Source organism: Vibrio breoganii, from assembly GCF_024346795.1.
In the GTDB taxonomy this organism is placed as follows: domain Bacteria; phylum Pseudomonadota; class Gammaproteobacteria; order Enterobacterales; family Vibrionaceae; genus Vibrio; species Vibrio breoganii.
Genome location: NZ_AP024865.1, coordinates 234,609 through 255,855, shown reverse-complemented (window position 1 = coordinate 255,855; position 21,247 = coordinate 234,609). Strand labels below are relative to the sequence as shown.

Genomic DNA, 21,247 nt, shown 5'->3' with positions numbered 1-21,247 from the left:
CATTAAATAACCTTGTTTACCGTTTTGTGTCTAATAATTACGCAAAGCGTCCTAAAGCACATTAAGAGCAATGTACTTTAGGACGAATGATTAAATAATAGACCGCTAATTAAGACCAATTATTAGTTTTCTATTGCACAACTAATAATGATGTTCGACCAAAAGGTCATGGTGGTGATTAAAGTCATCATGGGTCTCATGCTCTAAATCTGGTGAGTCATCTCCCATGATTGTTGAACTATCAACCCCATGCTCATCTCGTATTACCTCTGATGATGCAAAAATAAGGTCCAGATCTGCTGGAGTATCAAGAGAGTGAGGGCCGTCGTGATTGTGTTGCACAATACCCAAATGAGCTAAATAGGCTTGAGCCCCTGTTTGTTCAGGTTGCTCTGTAGCAAGATCATCTAAGGTGACAACTGCATTCTCAATAATATTCGTATCCGCTTCATCCGCCGACGAAAGAGAGGATGGCTGTGGTGCCGGAGCTGGATTTTCCAACATCATGCTAAGAGTAGCTGGAACTGAATCTACATGCCCATCATTAGCGGTATAGTCGAACGCTACCAACTGTCCACCTTGAACTCCCTGAGCTGGTACAAATCGCAAATGATCTAAATCACTAGACAATATTGGTGCATTCGCTGTAACAGCCGATACGCCGCCATGCCCATCATCCAGCTCTAGAACGCCGACGGCAGGGTCTGGAAGTGAGGTAACGGTAATATGATGCAACGCATCACCATCAATGTCTTTAAATCCAAAATCAGCACTACTGAATACATGGGTTTGTCCTGCTTGTTCAGTCATCCCCTGTACTGGTGTCACTGTAGGGGAGTCATTCTCGCCTGAGATCTGAACCTCTACCTCATAAGCAGTGCCATCCTGACTATAGACGGTGACCTTATCTATTAGTGTCTCTCCTTCTTTTAACCCCTGAATAGCAGCATCAGATTGTTTAGTCATGGTGTATCCCCAATGACCATGTTCATCGATATCTAGCTCACCATATTGGCCATGTAAGCCTGTTGCCGCTTTGAAGACTTCCTCGGAAGAGCCGTCAGGGTCACTAATGCTAAGAGATCCAGCAGTTTTGCCCGTTGGTGAGTCCTCTCTCACAAGCGCAGATACAGCCATGCTAATTTGCGCTGGATCGTTGACAGGCGTTACATGAAGTGTCGCGGTTTGCTCTGCAGAGTCGGCATGACCATCACTGACTTTATAACCAAAGTGAACATCACCATTAAAGTTTGTCACTGGATTGAACACCAAATGACTAATTTGGTTTTTCGCAATAGTTTGCCCCGACGTAACAGGGTTACCATTAAGTAGTAATTGTCCCTCAGTTGCAGGATCAGGGATACTAGTCAACGAGATTGAATGCAAGGTATCGCCTTGGTCTGTATCTGTGAAACCAAACATGACTGGCCGCAAATTCAACGAACTATCTTCATTGAGTGTCTTAGTTAGTGCATGGAACACAGTCGGCGCGTCGTTAGTACCTGTAATGGATACAGTAATATCTTGGCTTGTACCATCTGCTGATTGAACCTTGATAGTGTCAGTGACCTGCACACCTGCTCCAAGTCGTTGCACATTTTGGTTTGCATTATTTAATGTATAGGTCCATTCACCATTACGATCGACATCAAGGGTTCCATAGGTTCCTGCTGCAGTTGTAGCTTGAAAATGCTCCTCACCCCTATCAACATCAGTCACCGTTAGCTTGCCCGTTGTGTTAGCACTGCTATCTTCTGTTACTACCCCAGCAATCGTACCACCAATTGTCGCCGCCTCATTGCTACCTTGCAAAGTCACGGCAACAGTGTGCTGTGCCCCATCTGCAGAATGCACAGTAAAGGTTTCTGTAACTGTTTCGCCATGAGGAATCGCTTTTATGGCGTCCGGTGTATCCACATGGTACTGCCATTTACCATCAGCTGTTATTGATAAGTGTCCGTAGGCAGATTGCTGGAAACCAGGGTTAGCACTAGTGCTATCAGGCACGACATTAAGCTCTTGAATAAAGTGAGATTCACCACTATCTGGGTCTGTAATATGCAGTTGTTCGGCCGTTGTGGTCGTAGCGGATATAGACGGGCCATCAGTTACCGTTGCTGTACTTGTACCAGTAATGATTGGGGCGTCATTGGTTCCGGTTAGATGAATCACCAAGTTTTGTGGTGCACTATCACCATGATTATCACGAGCAATAATAGGAATGGTAATATCCTTGTGTTCACCCACTTTTAGAGCATTGTATGCGTGAGGGTCAAAGCTATAACTTCCATCAGGGTTCAAGGTAAAACCTGCAACCTGACTACCTTGCAAATGGTAAGTCGTGTGTTGCCCTTGCAAGTTGTCACTATCAACATCATGGGCGCTAAGCTGGCCCGTGACGACAGCGTCATCTTCATTTTTCGTAATTTGTGTAATGGCATCAAGCACAGGCACATCATTAGTACCGGTTACGGTAATCACAAGGTTGCGAGTATGACTGCTACCGCCATTATTATCAGTCACGGTTACAGGCACCGTCAGTGTTTCTTTTTCACCTTGCGCAAGGTGTTCGAAGATCGGGTCTTTAAGATCCAAGCTATAAGCGCCGGTGGCCGAATTTAGCGAAAACCCAGCATGAGTGTATTGAGTCTCATAAATCAACACATCCGCAGGGTTATCAATGGTGCGTGAGCCTTGCGTGTCCACATCTGTAGCATGTATTTGTCCTGATAGAGTATTACCTCCCTCTTTTCCGTTTATAGCGGTAATGGCATTTAGCACAGGATCATCATTGGTACCGCGAACTTCTACGGATAAGTCGTACTTAGTGCCATCTTGGGATGTAATGTGGAAGTGCTCGGTCAGTTTTCCTATTGCACTCAGTTGTTGTACTCCTGGTTTATCACTACGAGTCAGGACATAGTTCCAATTTCCATCTCTATCCAATTGCAAATACCCGAACTGCCCACCGATATGGCTATTCGCATGGAAGTGTTCTTGATTAGACCCATCAACATCCGTAATCCCTAATTGTCCACTAGCAGTGGCTTTGCCGTCTTCTTCAACAAAATCTGGTTTAGGATTAGTGATAACTGCGGGGTCGTTGGTTGGCGTTACCACGATCGCAGCTTGAGCCGTAGCTTTAGCGCCTGATGAATCTGTAACCTCATAGGTCACATGCACAGTGCCGTGGAAGTTTGGATCGGTTGGTACAAAGCGATAAACATTACCACTTACTTCAAATCTGCCCTTGGCTTGATCACCAGTTACAAGAGTCGGCGTTCCGGTTAAATGCAATACATCTTGGTCTGTTGCAATGTCGGGGTCTTTAACATGTGCCAAGAACTGCGCTTCTGTGAATACATGGGTAGGTGTTGGCGTTGCTGTGGTAGATTCCGCCACACTACCCAATTTGAAATCAGCAGCGACAGGATTATCGTTCACCGCAGATACAGGCAAAGTAGCCGTAACTGTTTGAGCCTGAGAGTGAGGCATACCATCGGTTACTTCAAAGCTAAAGTGCAGGTCTCCATGCTGGTTCTGTATAGAGCTAAAAATGAAGTTGCCGTGACCATCATCTCGAACCGTAACAGGTGCACCATTGGCACCTGTGATCGTCAAATGCGTCACATGCAAAGGATCTCCATCGGGATCGGTTGCACCAGCTAGGGTAAGCAAGTAATGCGCGGAAACCGTATGGGTACCAAAGTCCTCTTTCTGTCCCTGCAATTGCACATCGTGATGCGCAACCACTGGAGGTCGGTTATGACCTTCCACCGTTAATACAAGGTTGGTTGTATCCGTGAGACCACCCTTATCAGTAACGACTACAGGAACGGTAAAGGTTCTACTTTGACCGGGAGGAATTGATCCATAGTTAGAGCTATCAGGTGCGAAAACATAGGTACCATCTGGATTCACCGTTAAGCCTGCCAAGTGTCCACTAGAGTCTAAGAATTCACTAGGTATGCCAGTAACCTTGCCTTCACTAAAGGTAAGATGATCACCATGATCGACATCTGTAACAGTGAAATCACCATGAAGTTCTAGGGTATCAACTTCAGCAACCCCTGGCTTCGCGTTTGGAACCAATTGGTTGCTATGGTCGTAAACGCTACTGCTCTCACCCGTGATTGTAGGCTTATCGTTTGAACCTGTGATGGTTACTTTAACTTTTGTATAGCCATGATCACTGGTTAAGGTAAAGACTTCTTCTGCGGTTTCACCCACTGCAAGTTGGTTGATTAGGTCTGTTGGAGACTGATGGTTATTGAGCCTATAGGTCCAGAGCCCATCGGTGGTCACCTGCAAATAGCCATAATTACCAACCATATGGTTGTGACCATGTACCTGAGTATGCCCCCCGCCTGACCCAGAGTGGGTTTCCTTAACTATGCCGGACACGCTTGGCTGACCATCTTCTTTGATCGAAGCCTGATACTCGCTCTGAGTAAAGGTATCCACCGGCTTTTGCGGAGGGTTAGTCTGAGTATTGGTCGTTGTATGCCCACCATTAATAATTGAGGGCACTGATATGTGTGGAATCGCTCTTACATCCAAAGAGGTAGAGGCTCGAGTCTCTTCAATCCCATCAGTAACCGAATAGTCGATTTGAATACTACCGGTATATCCAGCTCGAGGAGTAAATACATATCCACCCTTACCATCTTGAGTTAAGAAGCCCACGCTTGGATCGTGTAGCTTAACATCTGACAGAGCCTGTGGATGGGCATTGGTCCCTGCGGTTAACTTAGCAATGGATAAATGATCGCCAGTATCTGGGTCTGTCGCACCGCTTAGCAGCTGACTATCCGTAAAAGTAACAGGTTGATTTTCGAATGTAGTAGGTAGCGGTACGGCGTTAGCTTTTGGCGCATCATTGGTACCTGTTATCTCGATAGCGAGTACCGTATGAGTCACACCACCATGCCCATCAGAGATAGTCACTTGTGCAGGAATGCTCTGTTTCTCGCCTTGGCGTAAGTGATTGTATGCCGGATTGGAAGGGTCAAACGTATAGCCCCCCGTAGTTGGATCAAGCGTCAACCCATCAACCGCATGGTCTAGGGTGAAGGTCAATTTGTCATTGGCATCACTATCATGAACATGCAGTTGGCCATGAATCAATACCTGCGGATCATTCAATGAAGATGTGTTGCTTTCCCTCGCAATGATAGTATCGAGCTTAGTCACAACAGGCGCTTCATTTTTACCTGTGACTAAGATATCAACAGTGTGCGCCGTGCCATCAGCCGAATGCACTACAAAGTGATCAGTTAATGTTTCTCCCTGACCTAGAGCCAATACGGTTGGATCTTTCGGGTTTAGGCTGTAAACCCAATGCCCGTCTCGGTCGATAGACGCAAAACCATGTGAGACAGGAATAGAACTAACTACCTTAAAGTGGTCCTCATTTAAATCAGGATCAACAACCTGAAGATAGCCTTCTGCTTTTAGCGAATCCCCAGTTCCATCGGTTACTGACTTATCCTGCGTATGAGGTGGATTCTTCGCATCGGTTATTACAGCGATATCTTGGACTGGTCGAATATGAAGATTAGCGTGATTGTTATCCTGACCACCGCTACCGTCATTAACCACAAAATTAAACCTAAGGGCATGGCCAGCCTTATGACTGTTCCAGTTCTTAGCTGGAGTAAAGGTCCAACCATGTTGAGCATCACCACTTAGGATACCGGCCGTTCTATCTGACAGAGTAAGCGAGGTAACAGCCAGGTCACCCTTAACATTATCGATATCCGAAGTATGAGCCAAGAGCTCAGCTTGAGTGATATGAATAGAGCCTGAATCTTCATCTATGTCAGGCAAATTGACCACATGTGCAACTGGCGCATCATTGACAGGATCGACACGAATCTGCCCCTCTCTAGTAACTCGAGCACCATGGTTGTCATCAATCTCAAACTTAATTGGTACTAGGCCAAAGGTGTCAAAATTTTGGTCCTTTGCAGGAATAAACTCGAATCGTCCCATACCATGGTCCACCAAGCGACCATATTTAGGATCAACAGTTGGGTTGTAGATATCTAGTTTATCCGATTCGATATCTTGAATATCCACTAGTGGCTGCCCCCAACTAGGGTGACTGCTACCCAGGGTAAACTTCAAGTGATGGTCTTCGTCCACGTGCATTGGGTTTACTTGAGTTACGGTTGGGGCGTCATTTTGGCCATGTACAGTGAAATGCACATGCTGTTGGTCATGCGCACCATGATTGTCAGTAACCGTGACTAGCACATCAACTTTGGCATTTTGACCAATCTGCAGATGCTGGTATATCTGTGCACTGGCATCAAAGGTGAAATGCCCATCATTTCCCAGAGTTAAGCCAGCATCTCGAGCGGATACGGTTGTGGTGTGTCCGTGCTCATCGGTTACTTTTACCTGAGTGGTAAAGGTATAAGTATCACCTTGCGGATGGTTAGAGTCCTTGTGGTCATCTACATCATTGAAGAATACCTTGCCTGCTATCTGGCTATCTTCGTTGACAGAAAGCTGTGGTTGGTGAGCATTGTTACCAGTGCTCTGCATACTTTGCTGATGACTAAAGTGTCCAGGTCGATCTTCGATTTTTAGTACAGATAAACGTGGCGTGTCATTTGTACCTTGGATAGTTAAATGCAGAGTTTGCTTAGTCGTGCCACCATGATCATCTTCTACTATTACAACAACGTCTTGGTCGAGATGTTCCCCGACTGACAAATGCTGCAACGCCCCTGCATCCGTTTTTACTCTAACTTGCCCATTTTGATCAATGCTAACCCAACCAGGGTGCCCCCTTTCCAAGCTAAAGGTATGGTGAGTGTCATCAACGTCAGTCAGTGCTGGGAGTTGCACAAATTGTCTGTGGTTGTTTATGTGGCTACTAGAGTCTTCAGCAAAAGTTTGGGGCACATACGCCGCCAAGACAGGATCGTCGTTAGTCCCATGCACAGTCACTGTCACTTCCTGCTCTACTGGCTTGCCAGATGAATCGGTCACCAAAACTGTAAATGTCTCGGTTGGATTTTGGCCTTGCTGCAGTTTCTGGGCGTCAGGGTCTGAGTTATTCAGTTGATAATGCCAGTGGCCATTTTGGTCTATGGTAAAGGTACCAAACTTCCCGACTCGGGTTTCAGTGCCTGAGGTTGCACCATCAACTGACCAAGTTAGTGTGCCGTCATTGTTGTCATAGTCTGTTGCGCTTAGATCTCCTGCTATAAATGGAGTACCTGCTACAGCATTAGCTGTGCCACCAGCCTCGGTTACAGCTCCTGTATGGGTGCCGCTGATAACGGGTACATCATTTGAACCCGTTACCGTTATCTCTACCGTATGTTTAACAGGTGTGCCTGATGAGTCGGTATAGGTTACCTCAAAGTGCTCAGTAACAACCTCACCTTGGTGAAGCCTATCAGCTGGGCCATTTTGAGTGTTATCTAGGGTGTACTCCCAACGTCCCGTGCGAGCATTGATTACCAACCAACCATATGTACCTTGCCCATTAGTCACCGCCCAGTGAGCAGGGTCGCCTTTATCTGTCTCTTGAGCACTCAAGGTACCGAATACACTTGGTGTGCCAGTTTCTGCGCTCGGGTGACGATGCCCATCAGGGTGAGAGCCAGCCTCGACAACGTTTCCTTTGTCGCCAGTATTAGCAATCACTGGCAGGTCATTAGTACCATTAATAGTAATAGCCACATCATGGGTCGTACCGTCTGCACTCTGTACTGTGATGGTATCGGTGAGTGAATCGCTCGCTTTTAGCTCTTGAATAGCGCGCTGATTATTATTTGCTTCATAATGCCAATGACCATGAGTATCCACAGTTAACGAACCGTACTGTCCGTTAATTGTCTCGGCTTTGAAATGGTCCTCATTACTATCAACATCGGTTACCGCTAGATCGCCACTCGTATGCAGTTGATCTTTCGTATTGAAACCAGTGTCTTCGGTTAAGGTTGCTGAATCTTGACCCGTTATATGTGCTTGGTCGTTACTGCCAGTTACATTGACTGTCACCTGATGTTCCGCGGTTAACCCTTGGCTATCGGTCACTCTTACCGTAAAGGTTTCAGATACTTGCTGCCCTTGAGTTAAAGCCTGGGTTTCAGTTCGACTGTTATCTAGGGCATAGGTCCACTGGCCGTTAGCATTGACCGTTAGATGACCATAAACGCCATCACCAGCGGCATGACCGCCAATTGGATTGATAATACTCCAAGATTGAGTATCACCACTATCGACATCCGTTCCTGTCAGGTGCCCAGTAGTCGTTGCAGAGCCAGTGATTGGTTGACCCGCAGCAGTAGAGCCTTCCTCAATCACACTGCCTGAATCGGCATCACTGCCGTGCAATGAAATAACAGGTCTATCATTGGTACCTTTTACCGTTACCTCTATATCTTGAGTAGTCGTAGCCCCATTGTTATCAGTCACCAACACATGCAATGTTTCGGTATGAGTCTCATCATGAGCCAGTGCTTGAACTCTTTGGTTGGCATTATCTAGCGTGTAAGTCCAACCGCCTGAGCTTGGATTTAAGGTGAAGGTACCGTATTGACCATGCAAATTATTGGTGGCTGAATACTGTAGAGTTGCATGCTGGTCTGAATCCGTCGCAGTTACCTGACCACGCACAAATAACACATCGTCTTCTTTAACTGTTTCGGCCTGTGGATGACTGGTAATAACCGGAGCGTCATTGGTGCCTTGAACATCGACCGATACCTGTTGAGTCACCTTTGCTCCATGCTCGTCTGTCACAGTAACCAACATATGCTCTTGGTAGTGTTCTCCATCACCCAAGACCTGTGAGGCTGCTTTGTCTAGAGAGTAATGCCAAGCGCCAGTGGTTTTATCCAGAGTGAAGACGCCATAGTTTCCTTGTAGGCTGTCAGGGGTATAGGAAAGTTTCGCACCATGGTCTACATCAGTCGCGATTACCTGACCGCTAGCATCTAAGACTTTATCTTCGGTTACAGAGCCGGTCTGCGCATGACTGGTGATCTTGGGCCTATCATTGGTGCCCTCAATATCAATGGATACCTGCTGTGTTACCCTAGCGCCATGCTCATCGGTCACTGTAACCAACATGGTTTCTGTGTGGTGTTCACCCTCCGCAAGATCTTGATGATGCTGGTTATCAAGAGTGTAAGTCCACGTACCCGAACTTTTATTAAGAGTAAATGAGCCATATTGCCCCTGCAGACTATCTGGCGTGTAAGTGAGCACAGAGCCTTTGTCGACATCAGTCGCAGTCACCTGACCGCGAGCGAGTAATACGTCGTCTTCTTTCACTCCCGCTGATTGAGGATTACTGGTGATCACAGGCCTGTCGTTCGTGCCTGTCACATCAACCGTCACTTGCTGAGTGGTCTTAGCACCATGCTCATCGGTGACGGTAACCAACAAGGTTTCTGTGTGCTTCTCACCTTCGGCAAGGTCTTGATGGTGCTGATTATCCAGTGTGTAAGTCCAAGTACCTGAGCTCGGATTTAGGCTAAAGCTCCCGTAGTGACCTTGAAGGTTATCTGGGGTATAGGTAAGAATGGCCCCATTATCCACATCCGAGGCAGAGACCTGACCTTTAGTGAACATAGTGCCGTCTTCATTGACTGAGCCTGATTGTGCTGAACTTGTAATGACTGGCTTATCGTTAGTGCCTTCTACTGTTACCACAACACTTTGTGTGGTGGTTGCACCTTTGTCATCGGTAACCGTCACATGCAGTGTTTCAGTGTGGGTTTCTCCAAATGCTAGGGCCTGATGAGCAGTATTATCGAGTTTATAGTGCCATACGCCCGAGCTTGGATTTAACGTGAAACTGCCATACGCGCCTGTCATTTCAGTTTGTGGAGCCGAATAAGTTAATACAGCACCATGATCTACATCGCTAGCCGTTATCTGTCCTGTAGCGGTTAATACATCATCTTCTTTTACCGTCTCAGCTTGCGCTTTGCTAGTGATTACGGGTTTATCATTGGTACCCTCGACATCAACTGTGACTGTTTGAGTCGTTTTAGCGCCATGCTCATCGGTTACTGTAACCAGTAACGTTTCAGTGTGATGCTCACCCTCTACAAGTGCTTGATGAGCAGAATTATCAAGCTTGTAGGTCCAAGCACCTGAGCTTTTATTTAAAGTAAAGGCACCGTATTGGCCTGTTAGGCTATCAGGGGTGTAAGTTAAAACTGCATGGTTATCAACATCAGATGCCGTAACCTGACCTCGTACAAATAAAGTAGCGTCCTCTTTGACACTCTCATGTTGCACGCTACTAGTAATCACAGGTCTGTCATTAGTCCCCTCAACATCAACCGTGACCGTTTGGGTGGTCTTAGCGCCATGCTCATCGGTTACCGTGACCAAAAGCGTTTCGGTATGATACTGTCCCTCAACCAGTTCCTGATGAGCGCTATTATCTAGTGTATAGGTCCATGTTCCGGAGTTTTTATTTAAGGTAAATGAGCCATACTGACCCTGCAGACTATCTGGTGTATAAGTAAGCACGGCGCCCTTGTCGACATCCGTTGCGGTCACCTGACCGCGAACAAATAAGGTAGCGTCTTCTTTTACCGCACCGGTTTGCGCCTGACTGGCAATAACAGGTCGGTCATTGGTGCCTTCAACCTCAACCGTCACCTGCTGTGTGGTCTTAGCGCCATGTTCATCGGTTACAGTAACTAACAAGGTTTCAGTATGATGTTCACCCTCTGCTAAGGCTTGATGAGCAGCATTGTCTAATTTATATGCCCAAGATCCAGAGCTTTTGTTTAGAGTAAAGGAGCCATATTGCCCTTGAAGATTATCAGGGGTGTAAGTAAGAACCGCATGATTATCTACATCGGTTGCTACTACCTGACCTCGAACAAATAAAGTCGCGTCCTCTTTTACCGTTTCGCTTTGTACGCCACTTGTAATTACAGGTTTATCATTGGTGCCAGTAACTTCAACCCTTACCTCTTGAGTCGCCTTAGCACCATGCTCATCGGTTACAGTAACCAACATCACGTCAGTGTGATGCTCACCTAAAGCTAAATCTTGATGGCCATTGTTGTCCAACTTATAGGTCCAGGTGCCTGCACCGGAATTAAGGGTAAAGCTGCCATAATGACCTTGTAAGCTATCAGGGGTATATGTAAGCACAGCCCCATGGTCGATGTCGGTCGCGGTTACCTGACCACGAACAAATAGCACGTCATCTTCTTTGACGGCTCCGGTTTGAGCTTGGCTGGTGATTACGGGCTTATCATTAGTACCCTCAACGGTAACCGTCACTTGCTGTGTAGTCTTTGCACCACGCTCATCGGTTACGGTAACCAGCATGTTTTCTGTATGAGATTCACCCAGAGCTAGAGCTTGGTGAGCATTATTGTTTAGCTTGTAGATCCATCGACCTGAACTAGAACTTAATGAAAACGAACCATACTGCCCTTGAAGATTATCCGGCGTGTAGGTTAACGAAGACCCATGGTCTACATCTGTTGCCGTTACTTGACCTTTAACCGCCAATACATCATCTTCTTTCACAGTGCCTGCTTGGGGTTGACTGGTAATCACAGGCCTATCGTTCGTACCTTCTACGTCAACCGTGACTGTTTGAGTAGTCGTAGCGCCGTGCTCGTCTGTAACAGTCACTAGCATGGTTTCAGTGTGGTGCTCGCCTTCCGCTAGGGCTTGATCGCCTTGGTTGTTAAGGGTGTATGCCCACTTCCCTGTCGAAGGGTTTAATGAAAACAAACCATACTGTCCCTGAAGATTATCAGGGGTATAGGTCAACACTGCCCCATGATCCACATCGGAAGCAGAAACTTGCCCATTTACGAATAGAACACCGTCTTCTTTAGTTGATTCATGTTGTGCTTGGCTGGTGATAACCGGAATATCATTGGTACCTTGTACCGTGACTGTAATATCTTGATGGACAGATACGCCTGCAGCGCTAGTCGCGGTTACGTGCAAAATTTCAGTGTGAGTCTCACCCTGTGCAAGATTCTGGTGATGACTGTTATCAAGGGCATAGCTCCATTCGCCCGTATCCTTGTTCAGGGTGAATTCACCGTATTGGCCATGCAAGTTGTCGGGAGTAAATGTTAGTGGAGCGCCTTTTTGCGCACTATGAATATCAACTGTTCCTGATACTGCCAGTGTGGTGTCTTCTACGACTGTTCCAGGTTGAGGTAACCCAACCACCGGAGGTGTCAAATATGAATAATCTTTGTGCTCAACTGTATGAGAATTAATGGTTGGAATAGGTGTTAAGTTCGTCTGACCGAAGGTATTCGTAGGCGTGCTAGTGACAGGCTTTCCATAATGATGAGGCTGCGTGAAGTGATGGCTACCGGTGTTTTCAGTATGGTGTGGTGGCTCATAATCACCACCAGCGATATAAGGTGCTGGTTCTGGATGAACTATCTGATTGCCCTTTGTTTCAATTGGGCTATACGCGAGATCTTGAGGTGTATTTACATATTCTGTGTGCGAAATTTCAGAATCAACTCCGCCCTCTGAAGCCTTACCTCCAAAATGATACGAGGGTAGAATGAGAGCGACTGAGCGAGGTACATAAGTTCTTGGAATGGAGAACTGGCGAGTCTTCTTGATTCGACCTTGCTCATTCTGTTTTTTAGCATCTTTAATAACTCGCTTAGTTTTGTCTTCATTTGCCATCAAATATACCGCCCGTAATCATCCGTAAACAAAAAATATGCACTAGCATTGACGGTGTACTGTATAAAAAAAGGGACTGATATACAGTCCCCTTTTTTACAAACTAATTTTTACATATATGAAAACAAGTGCTAACTAACCGTTTAAATATCAACCTATACCTTATCAGCCTTACCTGCTGGACCGGCTAATTTAGCCAGTAGCTTGTCTATTACGAAGGGCTTTTGCTCCTTGTCTTCGGCGTTCTCTTTTCGACGAACCGCGTCTCGAACCATCATGGCACCTAACCAGCGAGCCGGCTCTGGGGGGAAGTACCCTCTTGGGCCACCTGTTAACGCGCACTTGGCGTAATCGTTGTTTTCTGCCAGCACCATTGAAGACAGGATCTTTCCACCAATGCGAGTTTGAGCTACACCGTTGCCAGAATAGCCTAAGCCATAAAGCACGTTGTTTTGCTGCTTAATATTGCCAAAGAATGGAAAGCCTGTAGTGGAGCGATCCGAGCCCCCAGTCCAGTTGGCAGCGATTTGCTCCCGACCTATGTTCGGGAAAAGCGTATCGAATGAATGCTTTAGTAGACTCAAGTACTTAGATTGTTGATTAAACATCGGCTCAACTTGGTTGTTAAAGGAAAATTGATTGCCTCCCTTTCCTAACATCAAGCGTCCATCCACCGTGTCGCGATAGTAGTGAACAAAAATGCGTGAATCGACCACAGTTGCGCCATTGGCGAGCTTTGCTTGCTTAAGTTTTTCTGGATTAGGCTTGGTGATCACCATGTCTGAAGACACCACGACTATGCTGTTCTTAAACGCTTTGAACTGCTCGACCATCCAAGCATTAAGGGCCAATACCACCTTGTTTGCTGTGACGACGCCTTGCTTTGTTACCACCTTCGCAGGCTGACCAAAGTCCAGCTTGGTCATCTCTGTGTTTTCATAGATCTCGACGCCAAGCTGTAGCGCGACTCTTCGTAATCCACGCGCTAACAACGCAGGCTGCACACTGCCTGCGGCATCCGAAAAGTAACCTTCAATATGCTTGTTCGAGCCAGTATTCTCTTTGAGCTCTTGCTCACTGGCTTTACTCCAACTGTTGATGCCAAGGGCTTCAAGCTTTTCTACGGTTGGGCTCATTGAGCCGCATTGAGCGGAATTGGTGGCGGTGTAATAGGTGCCGTGACGACGAAGACCAGCATCTATGTCGTGCTCTTTGCAAAAGGCTTCTATCTCATAAATAACTTGCTCAGACTCTTGTACTAGAAACTTTGCTTGTTGCTCACCAAACAGTTTTACCATAGACGGGTATTTCGTTGCCCAAGTCAGCATACACCCGCCATTAACACCGGATGCGCCCGAGCCACAAAAGCGCTTTTCTATCACAACCACCTTAGTCTCTGGTGACTTTTGTTTGAGCATGATGGCAGTCCACAGCCCCGTATAACCGCCTCCGACAATACACACATCGGCTTCGATATCCTGCTGTAGCGGGCTAGGCTCGTCCCAATCTTCCTTTTGCTTGGCTTCTGCTATCCAATGACAAGGATGCGTTTTTTCACTCATGACACACCTGCTTTTGAGTTAATTTTGTACGATACGCCAAATTTTAGGCGTGAGAATATAACCCAGAGCATTTGCCTGGGTTATTTAGTAATAAAGTTTGGATAAAACACATGCGTCGTCATCCTGATGAAAATCAGGATGACGAGAGGGCGTCACTCACCGCTCCAACTTCGCAAACGACTCAATACAAATCGCATCATGACGCCAGTATTCGATATCACAGTCGACTAGGTTGCCGTGTTGGTCGTAGTTCAAGCGTTCTACCATCATGGCAGGGCTTCCAGATGTGGCGCGAAGTGCCGTTGCGGTTTGCCCTAGCAATGAGGTGGTGCTCACGCGGTAACGGGTCTCTAAATACTCAATGCCGTAATGCTCTTTGTATAGCTCGGTGAGTGATTGAGACAGGTCGTGCTGAAGCAAATTTGGCACCATTTCAGGGCGAATGTAGTTAATCACATACACCACAGGTCTATCTTCAAGATAGCGAACACGCTCAACCTGAACAACATCTGAAAACGGAGGCAAATCAAGTAGCTCAGACGCCTGCTTGGTTGCCATGACATTCTTTGACAATGCCAGTTCCGTTCTTGGTATGCGGTTTTGCTGCAGCGCCATATTATTAAAGTTGAGAGTTCGCGTTGGGTCGTAGCGCAATGGCGCAGGTGAGATAAACCACCCACGGCGATCTTCTCGATAGATCTTCCCTTCAGCTTCAAGCAATGACAGCGCTTCTCGTAAAGTCACTCGCGTGGTATCAAACGATTCAGCCAGTTTGCGCTCCGACGGCAGCTTTTGTCTTGGGCTTAATAACCCTGACTCAATCTGCTCAACGATAACGTCTTTAATTTTTACGTACTGCACGGAGTTTCCTTTTCGTTTGTTACAAGCTTATCGCTTACGCCACGCTTGAGTTTTCTTTCCTAGCACTTTGTCTAATACAACGTGTACCAGTTTAGCGGTTGCCGCCGAAATCATGATCATTACTGCCATTGCCGCCGCCGCGCCTGTTTGCCCAGTATCATCCATATTCAACACTGACACAGACGCAGGAATCGTATTGGTAGAATACAAGAATACTACTGCCGAGGTCGTGGTTAAAGCATTGATAAATAAGTATGTAGCAATATCTAGAATAGCGGGTAAACAAACAGGTAGCGTCACCTTAAAGAACAACTTGTATTGAGGTAGTTTCACCGATGCCGCTGTAGACTCGATTTCAGCAGGGATCTGCTTCAGTGAGGTTACTGCTGTCATGTGTCCAACGGTGTAGTAATGCACAACTGTGTTTACGACCAAGAACGCCATAGTGCCGTACATGACATTAAGCGGGTTATTGGCATCGTTGAAATAGAAGATATAACCCAAGCCTAGCACCATACCCGGTACAGCCATTGGTACCACACTCAGCATCTGCATTGCTTGTCGCAGTGGTCCGAATGCACGTCCCTTCTCAATGCAGTAGGCACCAATGAAGATAACCACAGTACCGATTAGCGCAGTCCAACCAGCCAGAGTCAATGAGTTGAAGTAAGGGCTCCAGCCGTAGGTGCTGAGCTCACTAAAGTTGTAGTTGTTCAGGGTTAGCGCTTTGTTCCAAGGCCAGAAGGTGACTAAAGAGCCGTACACCGCCATACCTAAAACACCCAGCACTGCGATACAAATTACGATGCAGTACACAAGGCAAGCATTATCACGAAGCTTGTTCGGCTTTGGTTCGTACGCAACCGAGCGAGTATCAAACAGGCTCTTTTGCTTCTTCTGCACCCAGCGATCCACAGCAAACGCAAGCAGTGCAGGCATTAGCAATAAGATACTGGTCACCGCGCCCATGGCAAAGTTTTGTTGTCCCACTACCTGCTTAAAGATGTCTGTCGCCAAAACGTTGTAGCTACCACCAATGACCTTAGGAACACCAAAGTCACACACCACTAGGGTAAACACTACAATTAGTGTGCTAATAAGGCCGTACTTTGCTGCTGGCAGAGTCACCATAAAAAAGGTCTTTAGTGGTGAGGTCTTCAGCGATCTAGCGGCCTCATAAAGCCTTGCGTCTGAGGTGCGAAGTGAGGTCGTCAGAATCATCAGCGCATGAGGAAAGGTCCAAAACACCAGACCCATGGTAATACCAATCAAGCCATACACCGACTGACCGCCAAGCCATTCCTTAAGCACGCCTTGATTGCCAAACAAAAAGATCAAACTGATGGCGGGCAGTAGCGAAGGAGCCAATATTGGCGCCATACCCAGCACTTGAAATACCGTCTTAAAAGGCATGCATGAGCGCGTAAGCGCAAAGGCATAACCAAATGCCAGCACACCCACAATCACCATAACCAGAAAGCCCACGGTTAATGTGTTGGTCAGGGAATACCACAAACTCGGTGATGAAAAGTAAGTAATGAAGTTCTCGAGTCCGACAAACTCACCGCTAGAGTTCTGCACACTCTTAGTCAGCATCGCCCAAAGTGGCATCAAGATGAATACCAACATGAATAGCGATAGCACACCCAGAATACCGAGCAGCATGAGATTGTCGCGGCTCAGTTTTTTGGTCCAAAACGTCCAGATATTGGCACTAGGTACCTTTGTGGGTACAGGGTTATGATCCATTGCGCTTGTACTCATGACTAGGCCGCCTCTTGCACGGTTTGTTTCGCGAGTGGGTAGGCATGCATATGCTTAGTGACAAACTCGAGGTAACGTATTTCATGAAGCTTCAAGTTGAGCTTTCTTGCTTCTCTGACCGGCACATCAACACCAATCAGTGGCAGTTCTGGATGACCATAGATGCGGCAATCGACGCGCATGTAGGCGCCTTGGAATTCAAGCATTTCAATCATTACTGTGAGTGAGTTTTCATTGGATTCAGTAAAGAACAGGCTCTCTGGTCTTAGGGCCAATTCGAACTTGTCGCCCAAAGCTTCAGAAACCACCTTGTTTTGCATGTACTTAGCACACTCAACGTCAATCAAGTGATCATGCACTAGCACTTGGGTGTCACTCACTTTCTTCGCTTCAAGGAAGTTCATGCTGCCCACGAACTCAGCAACAAAGCGTGTGGCTGGCTTTTCATAGATCTCTTGCGGCGTTCCTACCTGCTCAATCACGCCATGGTTCATCACCACAATGCGGTCAGCCATTGATAGCGCTTCTTCCTGATCGTGAGTCACCATGACGGTAGTGATGCCCAACTTGCGTTGCAAAAGACAGATTTCTTCACGAAGGTGAGTACGTACTTTCGCATCTAGCGCCGATAGTGGTTCATCTAGCAACAATAAACCCGGAGACAGCGCAAGGGCGCGAGCCAGGGCAATACGTTGCTGCTGACCACCGGATAACTGACTAGGGTATTTTTTCCCTGATGTTGGTAGGCCAATGGTTTCTAGCCATTGATTCACCGCTTCTTCTGCTTCAGATTTACTTGAGCCTTGATTGCGCAGGCCAATAGCAATGTTTTCTGAAACCGTCAGGTTAGGGAAAAGCGCGTAAGACTGAAACACAATGCCAAAGTCACGCTTCTCTGGTGGTAAAAAGGTGATATCTTTCTCTGCTTGCTCAATCTGCCCGTAAGTTGGCAAATCTAAGCCTGCAATAGCGCGCAGTAAGGTTGTCTTTCCACAGCCTGAAGGGCCAAGAAAGCACACAAACTCGCCCTTGTTAATGCTCAATGAAATATCTTTAAGTGCAGTGAACTGACCGAATTGCTTCACTACATTGTTAATCTGTAAATAGGTTTGATTGGTATCCATAACACCCTCCAAATGGTATATACCAACCATAGATTTATTGCATGACAAGCAGATTACACTTAAGTAGACAAATTATGACAATTTTGGAAGGGATGCAGGGTTCTAGGGAAATGGGTCCTAGGCTCTGGGCTCTGGGTAGACTTTTAAAAACACGCGCCAAATAATCCGTCGTCCCCGAGCACTCTAACGACTTGCGACTTGCGGCTTGCGACTTGCGGCTTGCGGCTGACAGCTGACAGCTGACAGCTAATTTCTCGAATATATGCATGAATTGCATAGACTAATCCCCTTTTTATCATTTGCTTCATGGGTGCTCTATCCTTAGTATTCGCGCCTTTATTTTCGAACAACCTTTGCATATGTTCTCACAATCTTTGACCGCACAATTAGTACGCTGGACACTCGCGCTCAGCGTCAGTTTGCTGGCGGTACATAACTGCCAACCCATGCTAGATGTACTTGCAGAGCAAGCCATGGCTGCCGGTTGCCACCAGCATGATTCTATAGAGGGTCACATGCACGCCGCCGAACACCATCAGCACAAGCACCATCACTAGGAGCCACACATGAGCATTTTTCGTTTCCCACCTGTCGTGTGGATAGGGATTGGTATATTAATCATCAGCCTAGGTATCAGGCAGTCGTTTGGTATCTTTATGATGCCAATCTCAGACTACTTTGATACGGGTCGTGAGTTTTTCAGCCTTGCTATCGCGCTGCAAAACCTGCTGTTTGGCATGTTCCAACCCTTCGTTGGCATGGCCGCAGATAAATGGGGTGCTAAGCGCATCATCATTATGGGTGCATTAGCTTATGGCTTAGGTCTGTTTTTGACCTCAATTACTACTTCTACTGCAGTTGTGTATTTGTCATTGGGCGCGTTAGTGGGGCTTGGTTTAAGTGCCACTAGCTACGTGATCATTCTTGGCGTAGTAGCAAAAGTGGTTCCAGCTCAACATGCAGCTAAAGCATTTGGCTTAACCACGGCTGCGGGCTCTTTTGGTATGTTTGCCATGATCCCAGGCGCACAGACTATGCTGGCGAACTTCGGTTGGCAGGGTGCGATGCAAGGTTTTGCTATGCTGTGTACCTTGATCATTGCGTTTGTTGCCTTTATGAAGAGCAACAAGAAAGCCAAGGTCACCAACGCTCAAGAGCCAAAACACCATGATGACATCACCCTTAAAGAGGCGATAAAAGAGGCATTTGCTCACAGAGGATATTGGTTAATCCACCTTGGCTTCTTCGTATGTGGTTTTCACGTAATGTTTATCGCCACCCACTTGCCAAGCTACTTGGCGGATAAAAACCTACCTGCATCAAGCGCGGCTATGGCGCTCGCCTATGTAGGTATCTTCAACATCTTTGGCTCATATTTTTGGGGTATGATGGCGGATAAGTTCGATAAACGACACATCAGCTTCGTGCTTTACTTGCTTCGCGCAGCCATCATCGCCGCGTTTGTAACTCTGCCAATCACCGAGTTCAGTGCGACAATATTTGGTGGTGCGATTGGCTTCGTTTGGCTAGGTACTGTGCCACTGACTTCAGGCTTAGTGCGTCAAATTTTTGGACCGCAGTACATGTCGACGCTGTATGGATTAGTATTCTTTAGTCACCAAATCGGCAGCTTCTTGGGCGCTTGGGTTGGCGGCAGCATCTACGATCATTACGGTTCGTACGAACCAATTTGGTGGTCTACGGTAGCGTTGGCACTGGTAGCTGCGGTTGTGCACCTGCCGATTAATGCAACGCCGATTGATAGGAAGGTTGTAGTGGCTAGCTAGATTAGATACAAGGTTATCGTCATCCTGGAAATTGCAGAGCAATTATCCAGGATCTTGGAGAGTACTGATTTCTGCTATGTGCACCCTAAGATCCTGCTGGGCTGGCTTCCACTGGGCTGGCAATCCAGTTTTTATCAGGATGACGAATTGGGGTATATTCGCGCTTCTTTAGTGAACTTTTTCATAGTGTCATCAATACCGTCATCCTGGAAGTTGCAGAGCAACTATCCAGGATCTTAGAAACAGCCTAACTAACGGTGTGCTCCCCAAGATCCTGAATTTCGTCAGGATGACGTTTGATTATACTTCGCTCTTACTGCTCGAATTACTTCGCTTCAGACTTACCGTCAAACTTATCAGACCATGTTTTTAGAACGTCTGAGCGCTCGTTACCCATGCGGGCGAAGTCCATTTTCGCCATTTTCTTTTGTACGTTCGGGAAGTTGGCGATGGTTGCTTCTACGTCTTTGTGACCTACAACTGGGTACATTTCAATGTAAAGCTCGTTTGCTTCTTTTGAGATAGACCAATCAACTACACGCTTTGCAGCATCAGACGGCGCTACTAGACCAACGGCTTCAGATTCCCAGCCAATACCAGCAGGAGTAATCACATCTAGCGGTGCACCTTGAGTTTTTAGTTTCGCGCCGCGGCTTGCCATAGAAATACCGATAGCAACCTCACCCATACCCGCCTCTACACATGGCTTAGAACCAGAATGTGTGTAGTGTGCGATGTTCTGGTGAAGGTCTTTCATGTATGCCCAACCTTTATCTTCACCCATGTTTTGTAGCCACGCAGATACCTGCATGTAACCCGTGCCTGATGATGCAGGGTTCGGCATTGCGATTTGGCCTTTGTATACAGGGTTAGTTAGGTCTTCCCACGATGTTGGTTTTGGAAGGTCAAGTTGCTTAGCGACTGTTTCATTGAAACAAACAGCGTTAAAGAATGCATCGTTGCCGTACCACGCCTGTTCACCTTGTGGGTCGTTCAACTCTACACGTAGCTTGTCTAGGCCATTTGGTGTGTATGGCTTAAGAATGCCTTCTTCTTTCAATAGCGCCATTGAAGAGCCAGCCAATCCCCACACTACTTCTGCTTGTGGGTTGTTTTTTTCTGCCAACAACTTCGCCGTCATGATACCCGTTGAATCGCGTACCCATTTAATTTGGATATCTGGATTAGCTTGTTCGAACGCATTTTTATACTTAGCAAGAATGTCTGCCTCAAAAGCGGTGTAAACCGTCACTTCTGTTGCTGCAAATACATTGGTTGCCAGTGTCGCTACTAGCGCCGCTAGAGAGCCCTTAATAAAACGGTTTTTCATCTTTTTATTCCTTAAATATTGATGGTCTGTGCCAGATAACGAGACTTAGGTTAGAGCGGTTTTATTACGACTCAATGAACAAAAAATGGCATTTATAAGACGAAATAGAGTAATTATTGACAGATTACACCGTTAGATGAAGGTTTT

General features: G+C 46.7%; 8 protein-coding genes. 2 read left to right on the top strand and 6 right to left on the bottom strand.

Translation table 11 applies throughout. From position 1 onward, the window contains the following. Positions 1 to 141: 141 nt before the first annotated feature. The 5 genes from OCU35_RS14365 to OCU35_RS14345 all read right to left on the bottom strand — a co-directional run bounded on the left by OCU35_RS14365 (position 142) and on the right by OCU35_RS14345 (position 17,983). Positions 142 to 12,672 carry a VCBS domain-containing protein gene (locus tag OCU35_RS14365; RefSeq protein ID WP_261826352.1) on the bottom strand — a complete coding sequence of 4,177 codons (12,531 nt, stop codon included), beginning with the start codon at positions 12,670 to 12,672 and terminating at the stop codon, positions 142 to 144. Between the two features lie 155 nt (positions 12,673 to 12,827). Then, positions 12,828 to 14,234 (bottom strand): FAD-dependent oxidoreductase, encoded by a 1,407-nt coding sequence (locus OCU35_RS14360; protein WP_261826351.1) that lies wholly within the window; start codon positions 14,232 to 14,234, stop codon positions 12,828 to 12,830. A 156-nt stretch (positions 14,235 to 14,390) separates the two neighbouring features. Continuing rightward, entirely contained in the window at positions 14,391 to 15,095 is a 705-nt protein-coding gene (gene phnR / locus OCU35_RS14355) for a phosphonate utilization transcriptional regulator PhnR (protein WP_017029500.1), read from the bottom strand. A gap of 27 nt (positions 15,096 to 15,122) precedes the next feature. Continuing rightward, positions 15,123 to 16,859 carry a putative 2-aminoethylphosphonate ABC transporter permease subunit gene (locus OCU35_RS14350; RefSeq protein ID WP_261826350.1) on the bottom strand — a complete coding sequence of 579 codons (1,737 nt, stop codon included), beginning with the start codon at positions 16,857 to 16,859 and terminating at the stop codon, positions 15,123 to 15,125. 2 nt (positions 16,860 to 16,861) lie between these two features. Then, entirely contained in the window at positions 16,862 to 17,983 is a 1,122-nt protein-coding gene (locus OCU35_RS14345) for a putative 2-aminoethylphosphonate ABC transporter ATP-binding protein (protein WP_102360321.1), read from the bottom strand. A 359-nt stretch (positions 17,984 to 18,342) separates the two neighbouring features. Here OCU35_RS14345 and OCU35_RS14340 point away from each other — a divergent pair, with 359 nt between their 5' ends. Next, positions 18,343 to 18,540: a hypothetical protein gene (locus tag OCU35_RS14340; protein ID WP_065210885.1), complete on the top strand. Its 198-nt coding sequence runs from the start codon at positions 18,343 to 18,345 to the stop codon at positions 18,538 to 18,540. Positions 18,541 to 18,549: 9 nt separating this feature from the next. After that, positions 18,550 to 19,770, top strand: coding sequence for an MFS transporter (locus OCU35_RS14335; RefSeq protein WP_017029504.1), 1,221 nt, complete (start codon positions 18,550 to 18,552; stop codon positions 19,768 to 19,770). A 325-nt stretch (positions 19,771 to 20,095) separates the two neighbouring features. Here the strand turns inward: OCU35_RS14335 and OCU35_RS14330 are convergent, their stop codons facing one another. Then, positions 20,096 to 21,100, bottom strand: a complete 1,005-nt coding sequence (locus OCU35_RS14330) for a putative 2-aminoethylphosphonate ABC transporter substrate-binding protein (RefSeq protein WP_261826349.1) — start codon at positions 21,098 to 21,100, stop codon at positions 20,096 to 20,098. Positions 21,101 to 21,247 lie beyond the last annotated feature (147 nt).

Coding starts and splice junctions, on each gene's coding strand:
- OCU35_RS14335 (WP_017029504.1), top strand. CDS start 18,550: ATGAGCATTTTTCGTTTCCCACCTGTCGTGTGGATAGGGATTGGTATA.
- OCU35_RS14365 (WP_261826352.1), bottom strand. CDS start 12,672: ATGGCAAATGAAGACAAAACTAAGCGAGTTATTAAAGATGCTAAAAAA.
- OCU35_RS14360 (WP_261826351.1), bottom strand. CDS start 14,234: ATGAGTGAAAAAACGCATCCTTGTCATTGGATAGCAGAAGCCAAGCAA.
- OCU35_RS14340 (WP_065210885.1), top strand. CDS start 18,343: ATGTTCTCACAATCTTTGACCGCACAATTAGTACGCTGGACACTCGCG.
- OCU35_RS14350 (WP_261826350.1), bottom strand. CDS start 16,859: ATGAGTACAAGCGCAATGGATCATAACCCTGTACCCACAAAGGTACCT.
- OCU35_RS14330 (WP_261826349.1), bottom strand. CDS start 21,100: ATGAAAAACCGTTTTATTAAGGGCTCTCTAGCGGCGCTAGTAGCGACA.
- OCU35_RS14345 (WP_102360321.1), bottom strand. CDS start 17,983: ATGGATACCAATCAAACCTATTTACAGATTAACAATGTAGTGAAGCAA.